Source organism: Bacillus sp. JJ664 (assembly GCF_036962205.1).
Classification (GTDB): Bacteria; Bacillota; Bacilli; order Bacillales; family Bacillaceae_G; genus Gottfriedia.
Genome location: NZ_JBALMS010000029.1, coordinates 1 through 18,152, shown reverse-complemented (window position 1 = coordinate 18,152; position 18,152 = coordinate 1). Strand labels below are relative to the sequence as shown.

Here is an 18,152-nt window from a genome sequence, read left to right as displayed (position 1 = left end):
ATTCTTTATCAATTAATTTCTGATATCCTTCTTGACCGTAATATATACTTAAATCTGGTTTTAAATACTGTCTTTGCATAAACGGGTCGTTGTTATCTGGTTCAGAAACTGGAAAATGGAATCCTTTTGCTTGAACAATCGTAGAATCTAAATTTGCAATCGGTAGGAAAATCCCTGTTATTAACGGAAACAAAAATATAAAACCATTTAAAACTTTTCTAAATCCTTTTGACTCTTTATGAACATGTCCGTGGTCACATGTATGATTACATTCATGATCATGGTCGTGAGATTGATCAGTCGTTTTAAAAGTATGAATCACTTGAATGATTGTTAAAAAAGCAAAAAGAATTCCAGCAGTTAATGATAAATAAGAGTATTTCATATTGATATATTTTGAGATACTACCTGTAATATGCATTTGCATTAAGAAAAATGTAAAACCTAGTAATACATATGCTCTTGCCATATAGATTCTCCCTTATATTAAAATTGTCACAACAAATGTTAGGATTGCAGCTAGTCCGATAATAGTAAAAACATATTTACTTTTAAAGTGTTGAAATAACATTAAAGTATTTTTAATGTCTACCATTGGACCAAATACCATAAATGCTACAATCGAATTGATTGAAAATGTACTTTGGAATGAAGATGCTACAAATGCATCAGCTTCTGAACATAGTGATAGTATAAATGCAAGAAGCATCATAACGATTATACTTGTAACAGGACCATTTCCAATTTTCATTAATGTCGATGTCGGTATAAAAGTTTGGACAAAAGCAGCGATCAGAGCGCCTAAAATTAAAAATTTCCCCATAGAGAAAAACTCTTCAATCGCATGAACACATACACTCCATAATTTTCTTTTAACTGGCAATGCATGAATGACTGGAATTGACTCTATATCATGCTTTAATGGGTTCTCAATTTTAAGATATGATAAGATAATGCCGATTATATATGCTACAATCATCGCAGCTCCAGCTCGATAGATTACGAGTTCAATATTATTCCCAAAAGCGATAAAAGTTGCAAATAGTACAATTGGATTAATGATAGGGCCAGTCAACATAAAAGCAACTGCTACATAATGTGGAACGCCTTTTTTTATTAATCTACTAACAATTGGAACGATACCACATTCACAACCTGGGAAAATAAATCCTAATAAAATTGCTACAAAAACAGCACCAAATCTGTTCTTAGGAATGATTTTTGATAACATTTCTTCTGTTATAAAAATTTGAATGATCCCTGAAATGAAGACACCAATTAAAATAAATGGTAATGCTTCAACTACGATTGATATAAAAATCGTGTTCATTTGTAAAAATGAATGATAGAAATTCGAAGTCATGTTCTCACCCCATTATGCTAAAAATTAAACTCACAAAACCTCCCTAAAAACAGGTCGGTCATGTGAGTTAAAAATACCTTTTTTTCCAAAATATAAATGCAATTGTTGACGATAATAACGCTGAAATTCCAATAACGATCGGAAAAGCATGAGGAATCTTTGCTAAAGGTATGTGTACATTCATTCCAAAGAAACTAGACACCATCGTTGGAATTGAAAGAATAATTGTAATTGAAGTTAAGAATTTCATGACAATATTTAAGTTATTTGAAATAACAGATGCAAAAGTATTCATCATACCACTTAAGATATTGCTATAAACTTCTGCCATCTCAATTGCCTGTTTATTTTCAATGATTACATCTTCTAATAAGTCTTCATCATCTTCATACATTTTTAACACATTACCTTTTAGAATTTTTTGCATCACAATTTTATTTGCTTTGAGTGATGTCGTAAAGTATACAAGACTTTTTTCAAGATTTAGCATTGTAAATAATTCTTGATTTCTCGTTGACTGATGTAATTCAGCTTCAATTTCATTGGTTTTTCGATTAATTTGTTTAAGATAACGCAAATAGTAAGTTGAAGATGTATGCAAGAGCTGAAGTGCAAAACGAGTCTTCTTAAATGTATAAAATCCCTTAACCTTTTGGTATATAAATCGTTCGAAAATTGGATTCTCACTTAAACAAATCGTTACAAACGTATTAGAAGAGATAATCATCCCGATTGGTATTGTATCAAAAATTGTATTTCCAGTATCATCATGAGCTACAATTGGAATGTCCACGATAATAAGAGTATGTTCTCCTTCAATTTCAATCCTTGAACGTTCTTCATCATCAAGCGGGTCTTTAATGAAGTCTAAATCCAAGTCTAATTTTTGGACTAAAAATTGAATTTCTTGTTCGCTTGGATTAATCGCATTAATCCAGCAACCTTTTTCAATTGTATCGACTTGATTTAATTTTCCCCCTGCATCAGATACGTAAAAATTTAACATATATACTCACCTCTAATTCTAAAACAACACATCACTTTACTAGCATACGAAACATTCATGCTTGTTTCAACCTTTATTATAAAGAAAGCGGTTTTTCTAATAATCAGTTTTATTTGGAAATTTTTTCTAATAATTAATTCTATATACAATATTAATTAGAACGAAAAAGGTCACAAATAGTGACCTTTTAGTGTATAGACAAAGTACTGAATGTAGCCAATAGCAACCTTTATCTTAATATCCATTTTGATATAAATGATTCATTTCAGTGATATCATTTACATATTCATATAATTTTGCCTGACTTTCGAGCTCTTCTTTTGTATTTTTCGAAAAGTCTTCAGCAGTTAATTGTTCTTGAACACTAGAAAGTGTATTTGAAACGTCGTTTTTTACATCCTCGTAATTCATTGAATGCATATAGTATACTCATCCTTTCTACATAAAGTTTTTCTATTATATGTAGAAACGGGACAAACCACTCATTAAACTTATTTATTTTTATTTGAGATTAGTTTCTTAATTAACAAATAAACGACAAATAGAGCAAACGCAATGACAATAAGCATTGGCGTATAAGGCGCTAAAACTTCTTTAGCCGTATCCCAATTCCTACCTAGTTTTTCTCCTACTAGCACAAAGAAAATAGACCAAGGTATGATGGCCAATACTGTATAGATGGTAAATTGACTAACTGGCATTTTCGCAAGACCTGCAGGAATTGATATAGCATGTCTTACTACGGGAATGAACCTAGCTGTAAAGACTACACCAACACCATATTTTGAAAACCATTTTTCTGCCAAATCAAGATGATGCTTGTTAATCAATATGTATCTTCCATATTTTTCAATAATTGGTCTTCCACCATAATAGCCGATCCAATATAAAAATAACTGAGCAATTGTCCCACCTATCACCCCAGCAATGATTGCTCCGATAAAATTGATATGACCTTCCGCTACTAGGTATCCAGCATATGCCAGTACAATTTCACTTGGTATAACTTCAATCATTAAACCTAATGCCACTCCAAAATAGCCTAATGACGCAAAGAACTCTAATATTTGATGTATGATTTCAGTCAAAAGCTACTCTCCTCTCAAATTACAACTTGTACTATCAAGATAATACAAAGGAAACTGATTTATGTCAAAATTTACAAAAAAAGGACCACTTATAAAGTGGCCCTTCGTCTTTAATAATTAGTTTTTGATTTCAACGTATTTGTAAGTGTAGTCAGCACCGAAGTTGTGGTTGATTAAACCTTTAACTTTTGGTTGTTGTACATATGCAATTGCACGTTGGTAAATCGGAAGAATAGCAGCTTGATCTTCAACTAAGATTTTTTCAGCAGCTAAGAATGCTTCTTCACGTTTTGCTGGGTCTGTTAAGAATTCTCCACCAGCTTGACCGATTAATTTATCGTACTCAGCGTTAGAGAATCCCATTTGGTTGAATGATGAAGGAGTGATGAACATATCAAAGAATGTCATTGGATCTTTGTAGTCAGGTCCCCATCCACCGAATGAGATATCATAATCTTTAGCAGTTTCTAAGTCTAATTTTTGACCAAATGGAACTGTTTTGATGCTTACTGATAAACCTGGTAAGTTCTTTTGGAATTCACCTTGTAGGTACTCAGAGATTTTTTTGTTAACATCGCTATCAGAACCTAATAATTCTAATTTAACTTCTTTTTTACCGATTTCTTTTAATCCTTGTTCCCAAGCTGTTTTAGCTGCATCAGCATCAAATGATACTAAATCGCCAGAAGCTTTACGGAAGTCTTCGCCTTTAGCTGTTAAGAAATCAGCTGGAGCTAAGCCTGTTAATGGAGCAGAACCGTTGTTTAAGATTACACTTGTAATTGCTTCACGATCGAAAGCTTTGTTTAAAGCTTGACGAATGTTTACGTTTTTAAGAGCTGGGTTCTTCGTTTCGTTTACACGTAAGAAGAATACTGTTGGCTCTAAGAATGAATCGAAGTTAGGATCTTCTTTGAATTTATCAACAAACTCAGCACTTAAAGTGATACGATCAACTTCTCCTCTTTCGTATAAGTTAACTTTTGGTTGCTCATCAAGAACAATGTTAAAGTTGATTTCTTTTAATTTAACTGCATCTGCATCATAGTAATCATCATTTTTCACTAATTGGTAGCTAGTGTTATGTTTCCATTCGCTTAATTCAAATGGACCATTGAAGATTAATTTATCAGCTTCAAGAGCGTAATCTTTACCTTGAGATTCAACGAACTTTTGGTTTAATGGTAAGAATGTTGGGAACGTTACTAAAGAATCAAAGTATGGAATCGCTTTAGCTAAAACTACTTCTAAAGTTTTGTCATCAATAGCTTTAACCCCTAAAGTATCAACTTTCGCTTTACCTGAAGTTACAGCTTCACCATTTTTAAGTGCGTTCATCATGAAAGCATACTCGCCACCAGTTTTTGGATCAGCAGCACGTTTCCAAGCATACTCGAAATCAGCAGCAGTTACAGCATCACCGTTTGTCCATTTTGAATCACGAAGGTGGAAAGTATAAGTTAATTTATCATCTGAAACGTCTACGCTTTCAGCTAGACCTGGTTTAACTTCATCATTTTCACCTAATACATTTAAACCTTCCATTACGTTAGCTAAAACGTTGAAAGATTCAGCATCAGTAGTTGTACCAGAATCAAGACCTGGAAGTTCTGCAGGACCGATTAAGTTAAGAACCTGTGGTAATTTTTTGTCTGTGTTTTTGCCAGTGTCTTTTTCATCTTTACCCGAATTACAAGCAGTTAAAAGCATGCTCACAGCAACAGATAGAGATAAAAAATAAGAAACCTTCTTTTTCATTTGTTTGCCTCCCCAATAAAAATAATACAATTAGACTTAAAAACTATTAAAATATTCGAACAATTTATTGTATGAATTTTTAATAATCTTTAATATATCTTTATTTTACATAACTTTTAGAAAATATCAACAATAAATCGACATTTTTTTCAAAAAACTTAATAAATTTTACATAAATGTTTAACTTTTTGTTAGTTTTCACACATATTTTTCCATTTTTTTGTATAAATCCTCATTCCATTTTATAAAAATTAATTTACCTCCTCTAATAAAATTTGGCCAGTTAAAGTAGATTGATGTATTTCGATAAAGTCTACTTATATTCTCTAGACGTACGATTTGAATCAATTCTCGTCTTGATCATATGGGTTGGAACTTGTTTAAAGCTCATGTCTCGCAGATTTCATCTCACTAACTATTTGACCAACTTTAAATAGTAACGTGCCATATCATAAGATAAGCTCCCCTATTTTATATATAAATAAACATTTCCTTTTATTACAAAATTTTAAACGGGAGGATTCAAACTCTACTCTATTAACGCAAAAAAAAAGAGAAGGGAATCCCCTTCTCTTTTGTAAATATTATTTTTCGTTAGTTGCCCATTTGTAAGAGAAATCTCCACCAAATTTGTGAGCAATAATACCTTTAACTGAATCTTTTTGTAAGAATGCACGTCCGCGTTGATAGATTGGTGAGATACCAGCTTCGTCCATGATTACTTTCTCAGCTTGTACCATGTAATCCCAACGTTTTTGAGCATCTGCTTCTTTTTTCGCATCATTTACTAATTGATCATACTTAGGGTTTTTGTAATCCATTTCATTGAATGCACTGTTTGATATGAACATATCAATAAATGTCATTGGATCTGGATAATCCGGTCCCCATCCAGAGAATGAGAAGTCATACTCTAATTTTTTCTCTTGATCAAGTTTGATTTCAAATGGTTGTGGTGCAACAGTAATTTTTAAACCTGGAAGATTCTTTGTAAGTTCTCCAGCGATATATTCAGCTGCTTTCTTTCTAGTAGTATCATCATAAGAAAGCATTTTTAATTCAAAGCTATCTTTACCTAATTCTTTCTTCGCTTCAGCCCATAATTTTTGTGCTTCTTCTACATTGTATTTGTTGAAGTCGCCATTATGCTCACGGAAGTCTTTTCCGTCTGGACCTTTAACCCATTCAGAAGGAACTAACCAATTAGCCGGTTTAGATCCATCATTTAAGATTGCAGTCGTAATCGCTTCTTTGTCATATGCTAAGTCAAATGCTTTACGAACCTTATCATTTTTGAATAGATCTAATTTTTGATTGAAACGGAAGAAAACTAAACGAGCATCTAATTGTGTTTGATATTCAGGATCGTCTTTATATTTATCAACGAATTCTGAATCTAACATTACTTTATCAATGTCGCCATTTTCGTATAAGTTAACAGCTGAAGAAGTATCTTTTACAACATTGTATTTGATTTCAGATAATTTTACAGTGTCTTTGTCCCAGTAAGTATCATTTTTAGTTAATGTAAAGCTTTCAGCATGTTTCCATTCACTTAATGTAAATGGTCCATCATATAATTGAGTATCAGCTTCTAAACCATATTGGTCACCTTGAGACTCAACGAAAGCTTGATTTTGTGGTAAGTAAGTACCAAAAGTTGTTAACTGTAAGAAATAAGGTGTAGCTTGTTCTAATGTAACTTGTAAAGTTTTATCATCGATCGCTTTAACACCTAGTTGGTCTTTTGGTAATTTACTATTGAAAACTTGTTCAGCATTTTTTACATAGTATAAAATGAATGAATACTCCGAAGCAGTTTTAGGATCTACTGCACGTTGCCAAGAATAAACGAAATCATTAGCAGTTACCGGCTCACCATTAGACCAATTCGCATCACGTAAATGGAATGTGTATGTTAAACCATCATCACTGATTTCAGTTTCATCTTTTTTAGCAATTCCATCAACAACTTCATCGCCTTCACCTAAACGAAGTAAGCCTTCATTTACGTTATTTAATACTTCAAATGACATTGCATCAGTAGTTTTTGCAGAATCCATTGATGGAATCTCAGTAGTAGTAGTAAGTTTAAGAGTTTGTTTCTTGTCCTTTTTTGGTCCATTTGATGTTGTTTCTGTGTCTTTGCCACAAGCTGCTAGCACTGTACTTAGTACTAAAAGACTTGAGACTGTTGTCGCTAATCTACGCTTCATTCGAGCACCTCCATAGTTTAGTGATTACCCTCTCTGTTTTTCTTATTTTTCTGAATAATCACTTATTACTTTTTCAATATACTACAGATTTTTCTGAAAAAAAAGTATTTTTTTAATATTTAATTAAATTTTTATAAAAAAACTGCGATTTTTTAGTAAATTCAGCTTATTTTCCTTGTTTTTAAACATAGTAAAATATACTTGTGCCATTATTCACATAATAATATTAATTATAATCTTAAATCAATCTTAAAAATCTTATAAATATTTCTAAAACATGAACATAAAATTTATAAGTTTCCATTCTTACTAATATTTGGGGTATAATAGAGTTTATTTTATTATTATTTAATTCAATTTTAGGAAGTGAAATTATGATTAAACGAAGTATTCCAAACCTCTTTACGCTTGGTAATTTGTATTGTGGATTCCTTTCGATTGGTTTTGCTGCAGATGGTCAAGTGAGAAATGCAGCAATTCTTATTCTAATCGGAATGATGCTTGATAGTATGGATGGCCGTTTAGCTAGGGTTTTAGGTGTACAAACACAATTAGGAAAGGAGCTTGATTCTTTAGCTGATATCGTAACCTTTGGTGCTGCCCCATCATATTTAGTTTATTGCACTCAATTCTCAAATGAGGGCTTACTAGGGCTTGCGATTGCAGGATTATTCCCATTATTTGGAGCTTATCGATTAGCACGCTTCAACGTAACGCCAATCGCTACTTCGTTAAAATATTTTACTGGTGTTCCCATTACAGCTGCCGGTGGATTAGTCGCATTTCTAACATTATTTGGTGATCGTATCCCCCAAATTGTTATGATCACAATATTTATTGCATTAGCTTTTTTAATGGTTAGTAAAATTAAAATTCCTAGTTTTAAAGATATTCCAATTCCGAAATATGGTACACTCGTTACATTATTTTTAGGTTATGCTCTCTATCTCGTATGGCATGCTAAAAAAGAACAATGGCCATTTTTCATATACATTGCTATTCCATTGTACATATTTTTTATATTTTTCCAGTTCATTAAAAGTAAAAAGAAACAATCAGGTCAACCAAATCAAAAACCTCGTAGATTTCGTTTAAAACGTAAATCGTAAACAAAAGTATGTTGATTGTATCCAAATGATACGATTTAACATACTTTTTTTATTTTTGTCTTTATTGTTTACATATATATATTACTTGCAAATTATTTTCACGTGTTTTATAATAACAAAGGATTAAATCGTATCAATTACGTTTTATGAAGTTTAACTACTAATTTAGCCTATCATCTCACTTAGGTTACATAGAAGTTATTATTTTTTTGAAATATAAAAAGGAATGATTACGTTTTAAACTCTTTATATTTCCATTTATCTCGTTTAATTTTTATACTCATGACAAATTACTAAATAGAGTTCTTACATAGGGGGAGATCAATTTGAAATTTACTAAATTAGCAATGATTACATTTCTGTTATCAGGTGCCATTCTATCAGGTTGTAAGCAAGAAAATACTGCAAATGATGAAAATAAAAATCATCTTACAATTTATACAACTATTTTCCCGCTAACGGATTTTGCGAAAAAAATAGGCGGAAAATACGTTGATGTTACGTCCATCTATCCTGCAGGTGTTGATACTCATGAATTTGAGCCTACATCTAAACAAATCGTAAAGATCGCTAATGCTGACCTGTTTATTTATAATGGTGCAGGTATGGAACCTTTTGCAGAGAAAATAAATGAAACGTTAAAAAATAATGATGTTGCCATTCTTGAGGCTTCAAAAAATATCGAGTATATTCATTCCAGCGAAGAAGAACACCAAGATGAACACGATCACGAAGGAGAGCAGCATGATGTAGACCCACATGTTTGGTTGGACCCTACTCTTGCAAAGATAGAAGCAGAAAATATAAAGAATGAATTAACAAAGCTAATGCCAAAAAACAAGCAATATTTTGAAGATAATTTCAACAAATTTGAAGGTCAATTCGATGAACTTGATAACAAACTAAAAAGTTTGATTCTTCACTCGGAACGCAAGGACATTGTCGTTTCTCATGCTGCATATGGCTATTGGGAAAACCGTTACGGAATCGAACAAATCCCAATAACTGGTCTATCACCTTCTCAAGAGCCATCTCAAAAACAACTGAAAAAAATTGTTGATTTCACAAGAGAACATCATGTCAAATATATTTTATTTGAAACCTTTGCAACACCTAAGGTTGCTTCAGTTGTAAAAGATGAAACAAATGCAGAGATTTTAAGATTGAACCACTTAGCTACAGTATCCGAAGAAGATTTAAAAAATAATAAAGACTATTTTGATTTAATGAAAGAAAATATTCAAATTTTAGATAAGACTTTAAATAATAAATAAAAGGACCCAAATGGGTCCTTTTTTTTTCTGGACAAAATACAAAAACTTCGAGAATCAAACTGATTAAAAACGCTTGTCTCACGAGGAGCTAAGTCTGATGAAGAGCAAAATTACCTTATTTGGTAATGAGTACCCCAAGCAGGCGAAGCAACGAAGAAAGCGGGCCTTTGTCAACCGTTTGAAGTTCCTTTTTTTATCCAGCTTTATAATCGTCCATTAAGAGTTCTGGTCTCTTTTTCATTTCCTTAAACATCACTTCGAACAAATATGCCCCTGTTAAGGCTAATAAAGCAATGATAATAAATGTTAATTTATAGCCAATTAAACCTGCTAGTGGAATTGTCAATGGAGCGATTGTTCTTCCGACAGACCATCTTAGCCCCGCTGCCGCAAAATATTGCGCTCTTTGGTTTTCAGGAGCAATTTTCGCAATAAATGCATTTTGTATTCCTACGACTAAAATCTCTCCTAATGTAAAAATTGCCATCGCAATAAATATGACATATGCAGAAATTGTAAAACCAAATAATAACATAGAAAATGCATAACAAATAGATGAGATAAGGAATAACATTCTTTCATTGAATTTGTTAGTGAACTTAGTGATGATCACGGTAAATATTGCTACGATCAGCCCATTTTCGGCTATTGTCCAACTAAATAATGTTTCACTATTTGTTTTTAAGATAAAATCACCAAATGAAAATAAAGTTTGAACCGGAATCGATTCTTTTATATATACAGCCAATAATAAATCTAATTGTGTAAAAGTTTGAGAGATTAATATTCCAGCGAAAACAAATAAAAAGAATACTTTATCAGTAAAAATAACACGATAATTTTTAATTTGTTTCATGACTACTTTTGAAACACTTTCTTCCTTCTCTCTATTTTCATCTACCGGTAAAGATTCTTTTATTAAAAAGGTAATCATAAGTGCAACTGCTAAGAAAATAATAGAAGATGCAGTAAATAATTCAAATCTTGCTGTAAAGAATAATAATCCACCAATAATCGGACCAATGACTACATTGATATTAATCATCGTATAAAATACAGCGAAAACTAAATTTCTTTCATCTTTATCTTTAACTGTATCTGCGACCATGGCTGAACTTGCAGGCATATATAGCATTTGTGTAATACTGATAATTGAAAATCCAATAAAAGTAAGCCATGCTGATTCTAGAATTGCAGAATTAGCAATTGTTATTAAGACTATTCCACCCGTTTGAATATAAGATGAAATCACCATCATCCGTTTTCTACCGTACGTATCTGCCAAATAACCACCAATCAGATTTGCAAAAACACCAACAGCTTGTGAACACATTAATAGTACTCCTGCAGTCACTTTTCCTAATTCTTCTGAAAAGTAAATCGATAAAAACGGTAAATACATCCAGAAAAATAAGCCAAAGAAAAATTCAGCGACAAGTCGTACTTTCATATTGAAATTCCATTTAAGAATATTCATTGTAACCCGTCCCCCTTCTAACTTACTCACTTTAACACATTATAAAAAGCTGGTAAATTGTAATATTTGACTCTCATTTCAAAACATCGCATTCTTTTCTATTCTCTTCAATCATAAAGATAAATTAGGAGAGCATGTCTAATTTAATAAAATGAAACATACAATTTAGTACTACTTTTAGGAGGACTTCCTATGAAACTCAATATGAATAAAGAGGTTCGGAATATAGCATTTACATATGTTGGCACTGTGATTGGAGCAGGATTTGCAACAGGAAAAGAGATCGTAGAGTTCTTTTCAATAAATGGGTTATATGGGGCATTTGGTATATTATTTGCCACTATTTTATTTTGTTGGTTTGGAACAAAGATTATGGAGATTGCACATACATATCAATTAAAGTCGGCCCAGCAATTTAATGTATTACTGTTTGGTGAACTTGGTGGGAATATCATAAATGGTCTTTTATTTTTTGTGTTATTAGGGGTTACAAGTGTCATGCTTTCGGGGGCAGGTGCAGTATTCAAAAACTATTTACATTTTCATCCATTTATCGGTTCAATTCTATTTATATTTCTTACTTTTATGGTTTTAAGAAAAGGAACTAGTGGATTATTTAGCCTAAACAACACTGTGGTACCAATCATGTGTGCTTTTATCGTTGCAGTCTTTATTAATTCGTATCTACCATTTTCTATTAGTGACTTTAACGTTAACAATATGCTGCCATCTTTAAATGGACTTAATCTATCAGTTTTTACTAAACCAATTACGTATGTTTGCTTAAATATGGCATTGGCCCAAGCTGTATTGGTACCAATTGGATCAGAATGTAAAGACAAATCGTCTATTGTGAGTGGTGGAATATTAGGCGGCTTGATATTAGGAAGTATCCTCTTACTAATTCATTTAAACGTTTCTAATGTGGTAAATTTCCACCAATATGAAATTCCTATGGTTGAAGTGATTAAACAAATCCATCCAGTATTTTATTACTTTTTTCTAATGGTGATCTTAGCTGAAATCTTTACAACTTTAGTTGGGAATGTTTACGGAATGTCGAGACAGATTAGTTCAATCATAAGATTAAATAACGATTTAGTTGTCATTTTTATACTAATCTGTTGTCTATTTATTAGTATCATTGGCTATGGCCCATTATTAACATTCTTATATCCTTTAATAGGTTGGATTAGCTTTTTTATCATTTTAACTTTATTGAAACCGAAAAATAAGTCTAATTAATCACAGTCATCGCATACTTCATAGTACAAGCCAAATTCAATATGCAATGTTGGTTTCCATTCAATCTTGAACATTCTACTTTGCCATCTCTCCATTACGAATTGAATTGAACATTCATCTTCATCATTAATCAATACCATTTGATGTACTTGTAAACTTTTAACTGTAAAACGGTTTACATTTTCTACAAACCAATCAATTGTTAACTCGTCATATTCATTTAAAATAAATTTCACATAACTACTCGGTTGCTTCTCCAAGTCAACTTCACTAAATATCCCCTCATCAGTTACGATGATGGCATATTCATCTTTATCATTTTTATGTAATTTTAATTGAAAAGTATTTTCTAAAAAACAAATCATGATCTCACCTTCTAAGTTTGTATTTGTTGATAGTTTAACATGATGATGGGTAATCGATAAAGGAATAAGGGATTTTGTAAGATTTGAAAGAGGAAAAGTTTATCAAAAAAGAAATAGGATATCTCATCATACAGTTGTATTTTGAGTACCCTATTTCTTATTTATTCTTTATTTGACTATTTTTGTAATTATGAATTGGAATTCAATCGAGTAAATTTGTAGCATTCGAGATTCATGACTGGTTTTTTGATGTATGAACAAATATAATTTTTCCTTCATCAGAAAATTTTAAAGAAGCATCAAATTGATTTCCATCTTTCACAAAACCTTGAATAACTTCTGTCGGCTCTTTTGATAATAATTGCTTAATCATCGATTTAGTAATATTTTTACCTAATATTTTCTTTGAAATTGTAACGGTACATTTTGTTTTCTGGTAATTGTCGCAGCCGTAAAAAGTACCTTTATCCACTAGTTTCCCTTCACATTTAATACATTTACCTACACTTGTGGATTTCTTTTTACTACCAAATTTTGCGCTTTTCATTTCATCTATACGATAATCTGAAAAGTTCCATTGAGATTCATTTTGAAAGGCATCATGAATTATTTTTTCTGTTAGCTTTTTTGCTTGATCCATAAATTCAATGCTACTTGCTTTACCGTCACCAATTTCACTTAATCTCTGCTCCCATTTAGCAGTCATTTCAGGAGATGTTAAAATATTTTCGCCAAGTGCGTAAATAATTAACTTTCCTTTATCAGTTGCATAAACTTGATTTTTCTTAACATCGATATACTTCCTATTTTTTAAAGTCCCAATAATCCCCGCTCTGGTAGCTTCAGTACCAAGACCTTCTGTTTTATTTAAAATTTTCGTTAACTCTGGATTTTCGATATGTTTTCCAGCTGATTTCATTAATGTAATCAATTGACCTTCTGTATATCTTTTAGGAGGTTGCGTTTTCTTTTCCTTCACTTCAACTTTCTTTACAATACCTTGATCCCCTGTTGACACAATAGGCAGATTTTGTTCGTCTGTATTTTTTTCCTTTGATTTTTCAAAAATTACTTTTCTCCAGCCTTCTTGAATTAAGGTTTTTCCTTTAGAAACAAAGCTTGCACGTTGGTCAACAAGTGTATGAATCGTCGTATAATCAAAGATTGCACTCTCATAGTGAGCACTAATCAATCGATTAACAATTAATTCATATATTTTTTGTTCCTCATCGTTTAATTTATTCATAGAAGGTACTTGTTCTGTTGGTATAATCGCATAGTGGTCTGTCACCTTTTTTTCGTTTACATAGCGACTATTATTTAAAATAGATGGATTCGGTAACGGAAAAAATCCTTGAAACTGCTCAATATTTTGTATTTTATTAAGAATATCTGGTAGCATCATAGCTTCTTCTTTCGTTATAAAACTTGAATCTGACCTTGGATATGAAATAATTCCTTTGACATAAAGTTTTTGCGCTATTTCTAACGTTTTCTGTGGTGAAAATTTATATTTAGCATTTGCGTCTGCTTGTAATGAAGATAAATTATATAAAAAAGGCGGATGAAATTCTTTTCGTTCCTGCTCAATTTCAGTAATATGAGCTTCTTTTTCATTACAAAACGTTGCTATTTTTTCTGCTAATTCTTTTGTTTTAATTTTTGATTCTTGATCTTTATGCCATTTACCAAAGAATTTATCTTTTCCAAATTGAAATGTCGCAAATACTTCCCAATATGGTTCAGATTGAAATTTTTCAATTTCAAGTTCTCTTTTTACAATCAATGCTAAAGTAGGTGTTTGTACTCTGCCAAGTGAAAATACATCTTGAATCCCTTTCTTTTGAAGATGCAATGAATATACACGTGAAGCATTCATCCCTACAAGCCAATCTGCACAGGCACGACTATATGCCTCAAAAAATAAGTTCTTTGTCTCACCTTCATCTAATAATTGACTGAACCCTTTTCTCACAGCATTTTCTGTTAAGGAAGAAATCCAAAGACGTTTCATTGGTTTTTTATTTCCTGCAACGTTTAAGATTAATCTGACGATATGCTCTCCTTCACGCTCACAGTCTCCTGCAAGTATGATTTCACTCACTTCATCTACATGGACTAAATTCTTAATAATTGAAAATTGATCATATTTTCCCTTTGTTACTTTATGCTGAAAACGATTCGGTATAATTGGTAGAGTCGTAAGTGACCACTTTTTCCATTTTTCATCATACTCTTCTGGAGACAACAGCTCACATAAGTGACCAATCGCCCAAGTTAAGTAAGCCCCCTTAGGGAAAAACTCATTTGGTTGAATGATTAAATAGCCCTTTTTCTTTTGAAATTGAAAAGGTGCCGCTAGTTTTAATCCTTGGTCAGGCTTCTCCGCAATAATTAATTTCATGTTAATCCTCACATTTAAACAGTTTTATCTATCTATTTATATCATCACATTATTATATAACGTATTAATCCCATGGAAAATAAAAAATGTATTTTGAGCCTTCAATGAGGATATTAAATTAGGGGTTAACGAACAATGGAATTCCCATCCATGTAGAGGGAATTCCATCATTAAAGAATTTAGTCATAACATTTTAGTTAGTAATTACTCACATGCAGGATTTCTAGGTATTTGTTTAAATTCTATTTCTTCTATTAATTTAACTCGTCTAATTACAATAAAGACAAAATTTGATGTCCAAATATATTGCGGGAAACCCGTATCATCTAACTTTACTGCTTGAAAGTGATCGTCCATCATTTCTTCAAATCGTTCCTGTGTAAGTTCTTCATTCTCTAATTGGAAGTTAATCCAGGTACACTGCATCATAGGTCATCTCTCCATCTCTTTTAGAACGTCTAATGATCATAATCAATTACAATTCCATTATAATCGTCCTCATACACTTTGTGAATACTTTCACATAAATTTATTATTTCCAAGCGAAACTTATGTCAAAATAATGTATATTGTGAACAAATTACGTCGTTAAGCGCTTACTTGACTTCTATTTCTAATAGTTGTATATTAATTTCAACATTTATTAAGTCATAATTAACTCAATAAATGCAAATTTTTTAAGCGCTTTCATGTGCAATGTTTTAGGAGGAAAAGAAGTATGCAAGGTAAAGTAAAATGGTTTAACAATGAAAAAGGATTTGGCTTTATCGAAGTTGAAGGTGGAGATGATGTATTCGTACATTTCTCATCTATCCAAAACGACGGATTCAAATCATTAGATGAAGGCCAAGAAGTTTCTTTCGACATCGTTGAAGGTAACCGCGGACCTCAAGCTGCTAACGTAGTAAAGATCTAATACAACTTTGACTACATAAAGGACTGATTATTTCAGTCCTTTTTTTATGTATATAATAAGAAATAATTCAATACACACAGTCTAATGTTTAAGAATTAGATTTTCTTAACACAAGTTGCCACGTAACACCGAAACAATCTGTAACCCAGGTAACCTTACTAAAATCATTCATTTCAACTGGTCCCATGAGCACTTGCCCATCACTCTTTAATCCGTCAAAAATTAAATCAAACTCCGCATTGTCATTGCATTCTAAGTAAAATGAAACTGCCCAAGTAAAATTAGGACATGATTCTTTTTCCATATCCATAACCATAAAAGACTGCCCTAAAATATCAATTATGCCATTCAGGATTTTCCCCTCTACACCTCGGTCTTCTTTCGTAATTTTTCGAAGAGAAACGATTTTTGAATTCGGAAAAATACGAACATAATAATTCATTGCTTCTTCTGCATTGCCGCAAAATGTAAGAAATGGAGTAATTCTTTGCTTTGATATAAACGGTATGACTTGTTCAGCTGACATTTGAAACCCTCCAAACATTATAATTACTTCATTATAAAACTTAAATTTTCTTATGTAAAAGAACAAAAAAATTCATCCTTATTTTAGCTTGTTAAATAACAAAAGTTTCTACACTATATATAAATTAATCTTTTATGTTTTGGGAATAATACGAAGTGAAATAAGGAGGTATTATATGTCAGATTTTAATAATTTTGAACAAGTTGAAATGAAAGTGAAAGCCGCACAAAAATTAGTTGGGTATGCAACAATGAGTATGGATCAACAACAACTAACAGACGCAACAGATGCAATTACCCAAGCTAGAAGTCAACTAGAGAAAATGAAGTCTCTTGCAACTGATTTAGATGAAGAATTTTTAATTAGGCAAGAAGAAGAACTAACTCAAGTTGAACAACAACTTAGAGAAGCACAGATTTAATTAAGTAAAAAAGAAGGTACAGAAATGTACCTTCTTTTTATGTTAATTGTTTGCCGATATTCTTTATTTTTTCTCCAACTGTACAATTCTGAATACAAAAGGATTGAGCAAATTTTTGACTATGTTCTTTACGGAAAGTTTTATATACAAAACAACCTTCACAATAATTTTTTAATAAAGTATCAATTTCTTCTAAGATTATTTTTCGTTCCATTTATTTCACCTCTTCAAGTGACTTCAATCGTACTTTCTATTTTATTCCCTTTTAAAGCACTAGTTGCAAGATTATGTGCTTCTTTATTATCATTTCTCTTTAATAATTCAAACTGTAAGGTTAATTTATTCTGTTTACATTTTTTTTCAATTCGGTTGATAAATCTCTCATGTTGCTCTTCATAACAAGGCCAGTCACCATTGATTTGATTCATGACCACTTGAGAATCTCCTTTTACGGCAATTGTTTGTCCCGTAATATCCATTTCTTCTAATAAGAATAGTGCATTTTCTAATGCAGCAAATTCAGCTTCATTATTTGTTGATAAACCAGTTAATTTTTCATTAAATCGTTTCCGAAAGTTCTTGCCATTTTGTTGAAAATACAAGCTGACTCCTACTCCTGATATTCCTGTTGCAATATCAAATCCTCCATCAAAATAAATGACAATATCATGAGGTTCATCTTCTAATTCTTTTAAATATTTAATAACTTGTTTTTTTGTCCATTGTGAGTCAAATTGATCTAAAAAAATAATTTCTTTCGTACGACCAGTACTCTCAAAGTCTTCTGCCAATAATAGTGCCTCTTTTGTTTCCAACCAGTCCGTATCTAATGTAATTTGATACTTTTTTTTCGTTATATACTTCCAAATAATCTTAAGTTTCATTTTACTCACCTTTCTTAGAGAGTAGTCTATATTCATTATTACTTCTCTAAAACGACTAATTTTATATATATTAATAAAAAATGCATCCTAAATATTAGAT

Annotated in this window: 19 protein-coding genes; 5 read left to right on the top strand and 14 right to left on the bottom strand. The window is 31.5% G+C overall.

Going from position 1 to position 18,152, the window contains the following annotated elements; genetic code table 11:
- The 7 genes from V7056_RS05005 to V7056_RS04975 form a co-directional block, all read right to left on the bottom strand.
- The coding region (locus tag V7056_RS05005; RefSeq protein WP_499699864.1) for a DUF1980 domain-containing protein at positions 1–469 on the bottom strand (469 nt) is incomplete at its 3' end.
- A 12-nt stretch (positions 470–481) separates the two neighbouring features.
- Complete coding sequence (locus V7056_RS05000; RefSeq protein ID WP_499699863.1) at positions 482–1,363, bottom strand: permease; 882 nt, start codon at positions 1,361–1,363, stop codon at positions 482–484.
- Positions 1,364–1,430: 67 nt separating this feature from the next.
- Complete coding sequence (locus tag V7056_RS04995; protein WP_499699861.1) at positions 1,431–2,369, bottom strand: magnesium transporter CorA family protein; 939 nt, start codon at positions 2,367–2,369, stop codon at positions 1,431–1,433.
- 234 nt (positions 2,370–2,603) lie between these two features.
- Complete coding sequence (locus V7056_RS04990) at positions 2,604–2,789, bottom strand: hypothetical protein (protein ID WP_499699859.1); 186 nt, start codon at positions 2,787–2,789, stop codon at positions 2,604–2,606.
- A gap of 71 nt (positions 2,790–2,860) precedes the next feature.
- On the bottom strand, positions 2,861–3,457 hold the full coding sequence (gene uptA / locus V7056_RS04985; RefSeq protein ID WP_499699857.1) for an undecaprenyl phosphate transporter UptA: 597 nt from the start codon (positions 3,455–3,457) through the stop codon (positions 2,861–2,863).
- A 117-nt stretch (positions 3,458–3,574) separates the two neighbouring features.
- The gene (locus tag V7056_RS04980) at positions 3,575–5,215 is read right to left on the bottom strand and encodes a peptide ABC transporter substrate-binding protein (protein ID WP_499699855.1); all 1,641 of its coding nucleotides are present in this window, start codon (positions 5,213–5,215) and stop codon (positions 3,575–3,577) included.
- Between the two features lie 584 nt (positions 5,216–5,799).
- The gene (locus tag V7056_RS04975; protein ID WP_499699853.1) at positions 5,800–7,431 is read right to left on the bottom strand and encodes a peptide ABC transporter substrate-binding protein; all 1,632 of its coding nucleotides are present in this window, start codon (positions 7,429–7,431) and stop codon (positions 5,800–5,802) included.
- 374 nt (positions 7,432–7,805) lie between these two features.
- Between V7056_RS04975 and pssA the strand changes: the two genes are divergently transcribed.
- Both pssA and V7056_RS04965 read left to right on the top strand, forming a co-directional pair.
- On the top strand, positions 7,806–8,540 hold the full coding sequence (gene pssA, locus V7056_RS04970; RefSeq protein ID WP_499699851.1) for a CDP-diacylglycerol--serine O-phosphatidyltransferase: 735 nt from the start codon (positions 7,806–7,808) through the stop codon (positions 8,538–8,540).
- A 347-nt stretch (positions 8,541–8,887) separates the two neighbouring features.
- Positions 8,888–9,814, top strand: coding sequence for a metal ABC transporter substrate-binding protein (locus tag V7056_RS04965; protein WP_499699866.1), 927 nt, complete (start codon positions 8,888–8,890; stop codon positions 9,812–9,814).
- Positions 9,815–10,007: 193 nt separating this feature from the next.
- On the opposite strand, the gene V7056_RS04960 is transcribed toward V7056_RS04965, so the two are convergent.
- Positions 10,008–11,291, bottom strand: coding sequence for an MDR family MFS transporter (locus tag V7056_RS04960; RefSeq protein ID WP_499699849.1), 1,284 nt, complete (start codon positions 11,289–11,291; stop codon positions 10,008–10,010).
- Positions 11,292–11,483: 192 nt separating this feature from the next.
- Here V7056_RS04960 and V7056_RS04955 point away from each other — a divergent pair, with 192 nt between their 5' ends.
- Positions 11,484–12,536: a YkvI family membrane protein gene (locus tag V7056_RS04955; RefSeq protein WP_499699847.1), complete on the top strand. Its 1,053-nt coding sequence runs from the start codon at positions 11,484–11,486 to the stop codon at positions 12,534–12,536.
- On the opposite strand, the gene V7056_RS04950 is transcribed toward V7056_RS04955, so the two are convergent.
- From V7056_RS04950 to V7056_RS04940, 3 genes are all read right to left on the bottom strand, one after another.
- The gene (locus tag V7056_RS04950; RefSeq protein ID WP_499699845.1) at positions 12,533–12,901 is read right to left on the bottom strand and encodes a DUF3979 family protein; all 369 of its coding nucleotides are present in this window, start codon (positions 12,899–12,901) and stop codon (positions 12,533–12,535) included. The two genes, V7056_RS04955 and V7056_RS04950, sit on opposite strands and share 4 nt — an antisense overlap.
- A gap of 232 nt (positions 12,902–13,133) precedes the next feature.
- The gene (locus V7056_RS04945; protein ID WP_499699843.1) at positions 13,134–15,305 is read right to left on the bottom strand and encodes a DNA topoisomerase III; all 2,172 of its coding nucleotides are present in this window, start codon (positions 15,303–15,305) and stop codon (positions 13,134–13,136) included.
- A gap of 204 nt (positions 15,306–15,509) precedes the next feature.
- Positions 15,510–15,734: a hypothetical protein gene (locus tag V7056_RS04940; RefSeq protein ID WP_499699841.1), complete on the bottom strand. Its 225-nt coding sequence runs from the start codon at positions 15,732–15,734 to the stop codon at positions 15,510–15,512.
- 289 nt (positions 15,735–16,023) lie between these two features.
- Between V7056_RS04940 and cspD the strand changes: the two genes are divergently transcribed.
- Positions 16,024–16,221, top strand: coding sequence for a cold-shock protein CspD (gene cspD, locus V7056_RS04935; RefSeq protein WP_499699839.1), 198 nt, complete (start codon positions 16,024–16,026; stop codon positions 16,219–16,221).
- Between the two features lie 88 nt (positions 16,222–16,309).
- On the opposite strand, the gene V7056_RS04930 is transcribed toward cspD, so the two are convergent.
- The gene (locus V7056_RS04930; protein WP_499699837.1) at positions 16,310–16,747 is read right to left on the bottom strand and encodes a VOC family protein; all 438 of its coding nucleotides are present in this window, start codon (positions 16,745–16,747) and stop codon (positions 16,310–16,312) included.
- Between the two features lie 175 nt (positions 16,748–16,922).
- On the opposite strand from V7056_RS04930, the gene V7056_RS04925 reads away from it, so the two are divergent.
- Entirely contained in the window at positions 16,923–17,168 is a 246-nt protein-coding gene (locus V7056_RS04925) for a DUF2564 family protein (protein WP_087999470.1), read from the top strand.
- A 37-nt stretch (positions 17,169–17,205) separates the two neighbouring features.
- Here V7056_RS04925 and V7056_RS04920 read toward each other — a convergent pair whose 3' ends face one another.
- Together V7056_RS04920 and V7056_RS04915 are read right to left on the bottom strand one after the other, a co-directional pair.
- The gene (locus V7056_RS04920; protein ID WP_087999469.1) at positions 17,206–17,382 is read right to left on the bottom strand and encodes a zinc-finger domain-containing protein; all 177 of its coding nucleotides are present in this window, start codon (positions 17,380–17,382) and stop codon (positions 17,206–17,208) included.
- 13 nt (positions 17,383–17,395) lie between these two features.
- Positions 17,396–18,052, bottom strand: coding sequence for a reverse transcriptase-like protein (locus V7056_RS04915; RefSeq protein ID WP_499699834.1), 657 nt, complete (start codon positions 18,050–18,052; stop codon positions 17,396–17,398).
- Positions 18,053–18,152 lie beyond the last annotated feature (100 nt).

What these genes read in the sequence shown, in the direction of transcription:
- V7056_RS05000 (WP_499699863.1), bottom strand. Translation starts at nt 1,363, where the DNA reads ATGACTTCGAATTTCTATCATTCATTTTTACAAATGAACACGATTTTT.
- V7056_RS04995 (WP_499699861.1), bottom strand. Translation starts at nt 2,369, where the DNA reads ATGTTAAATTTTTACGTATCTGATGCAGGGGGAAAATTAAATCAAGTC.
- V7056_RS04990 (WP_499699859.1), bottom strand. Translation starts at nt 2,789, where the DNA reads ATGCATTCAATGAATTACGAGGATGTAAAAAACGACGTTTCAAATACA.
- V7056_RS04980 (WP_499699855.1), bottom strand. Translation starts at nt 5,215, where the DNA reads ATGAAAAAGAAGGTTTCTTATTTTTTATCTCTATCTGTTGCTGTGAGC.
- V7056_RS04975 (WP_499699853.1), bottom strand. Translation starts at nt 7,431, where the DNA reads ATGAAGCGTAGATTAGCGACAACAGTCTCAAGTCTTTTAGTACTAAGT.
- pssA (WP_499699851.1), top strand. Translation starts at nt 7,806, where the DNA reads ATGATTAAACGAAGTATTCCAAACCTCTTTACGCTTGGTAATTTGTAT.
- V7056_RS04965 (WP_499699866.1), top strand. Translation starts at nt 8,888, where the DNA reads ATGATTACATTTCTGTTATCAGGTGCCATTCTATCAGGTTGTAAGCAA.
- V7056_RS04960 (WP_499699849.1), bottom strand. Translation starts at nt 11,291, where the DNA reads ATGAATATTCTTAAATGGAATTTCAATATGAAAGTACGACTTGTCGCT.
- V7056_RS04955 (WP_499699847.1), top strand. Translation starts at nt 11,484, where the DNA reads ATGAAACTCAATATGAATAAAGAGGTTCGGAATATAGCATTTACATAT.
- V7056_RS04950 (WP_499699845.1), bottom strand. Translation starts at nt 12,901, where the DNA reads ATGATTTGTTTTTTAGAAAATACTTTTCAATTAAAATTACATAAAAAT.
- V7056_RS04945 (WP_499699843.1), bottom strand. Translation starts at nt 15,305, where the DNA reads ATGAAATTAATTATTGCGGAGAAGCCTGACCAAGGATTAAAACTAGCG.
- V7056_RS04940 (WP_499699841.1), bottom strand. Translation starts at nt 15,734, where the DNA reads ATGATGCAGTGTACCTGGATTAACTTCCAATTAGAGAATGAAGAACTT.
- cspD (WP_499699839.1), top strand. Translation starts at nt 16,024, where the DNA reads ATGCAAGGTAAAGTAAAATGGTTTAACAATGAAAAAGGATTTGGCTTT.
- V7056_RS04930 (WP_499699837.1), bottom strand. Translation starts at nt 16,747, where the DNA reads ATGTCAGCTGAACAAGTCATACCGTTTATATCAAAGCAAAGAATTACT.
- V7056_RS04925 (WP_087999470.1), top strand. Translation starts at nt 16,923, where the DNA reads ATGTCAGATTTTAATAATTTTGAACAAGTTGAAATGAAAGTGAAAGCC.
- V7056_RS04920 (WP_087999469.1), bottom strand. Translation starts at nt 17,382, where the DNA reads ATGGAACGAAAAATAATCTTAGAAGAAATTGATACTTTATTAAAAAAT.
- V7056_RS04915 (WP_499699834.1), bottom strand. Translation starts at nt 18,052, where the DNA reads ATGAAACTTAAGATTATTTGGAAGTATATAACGAAAAAAAAGTATCAA.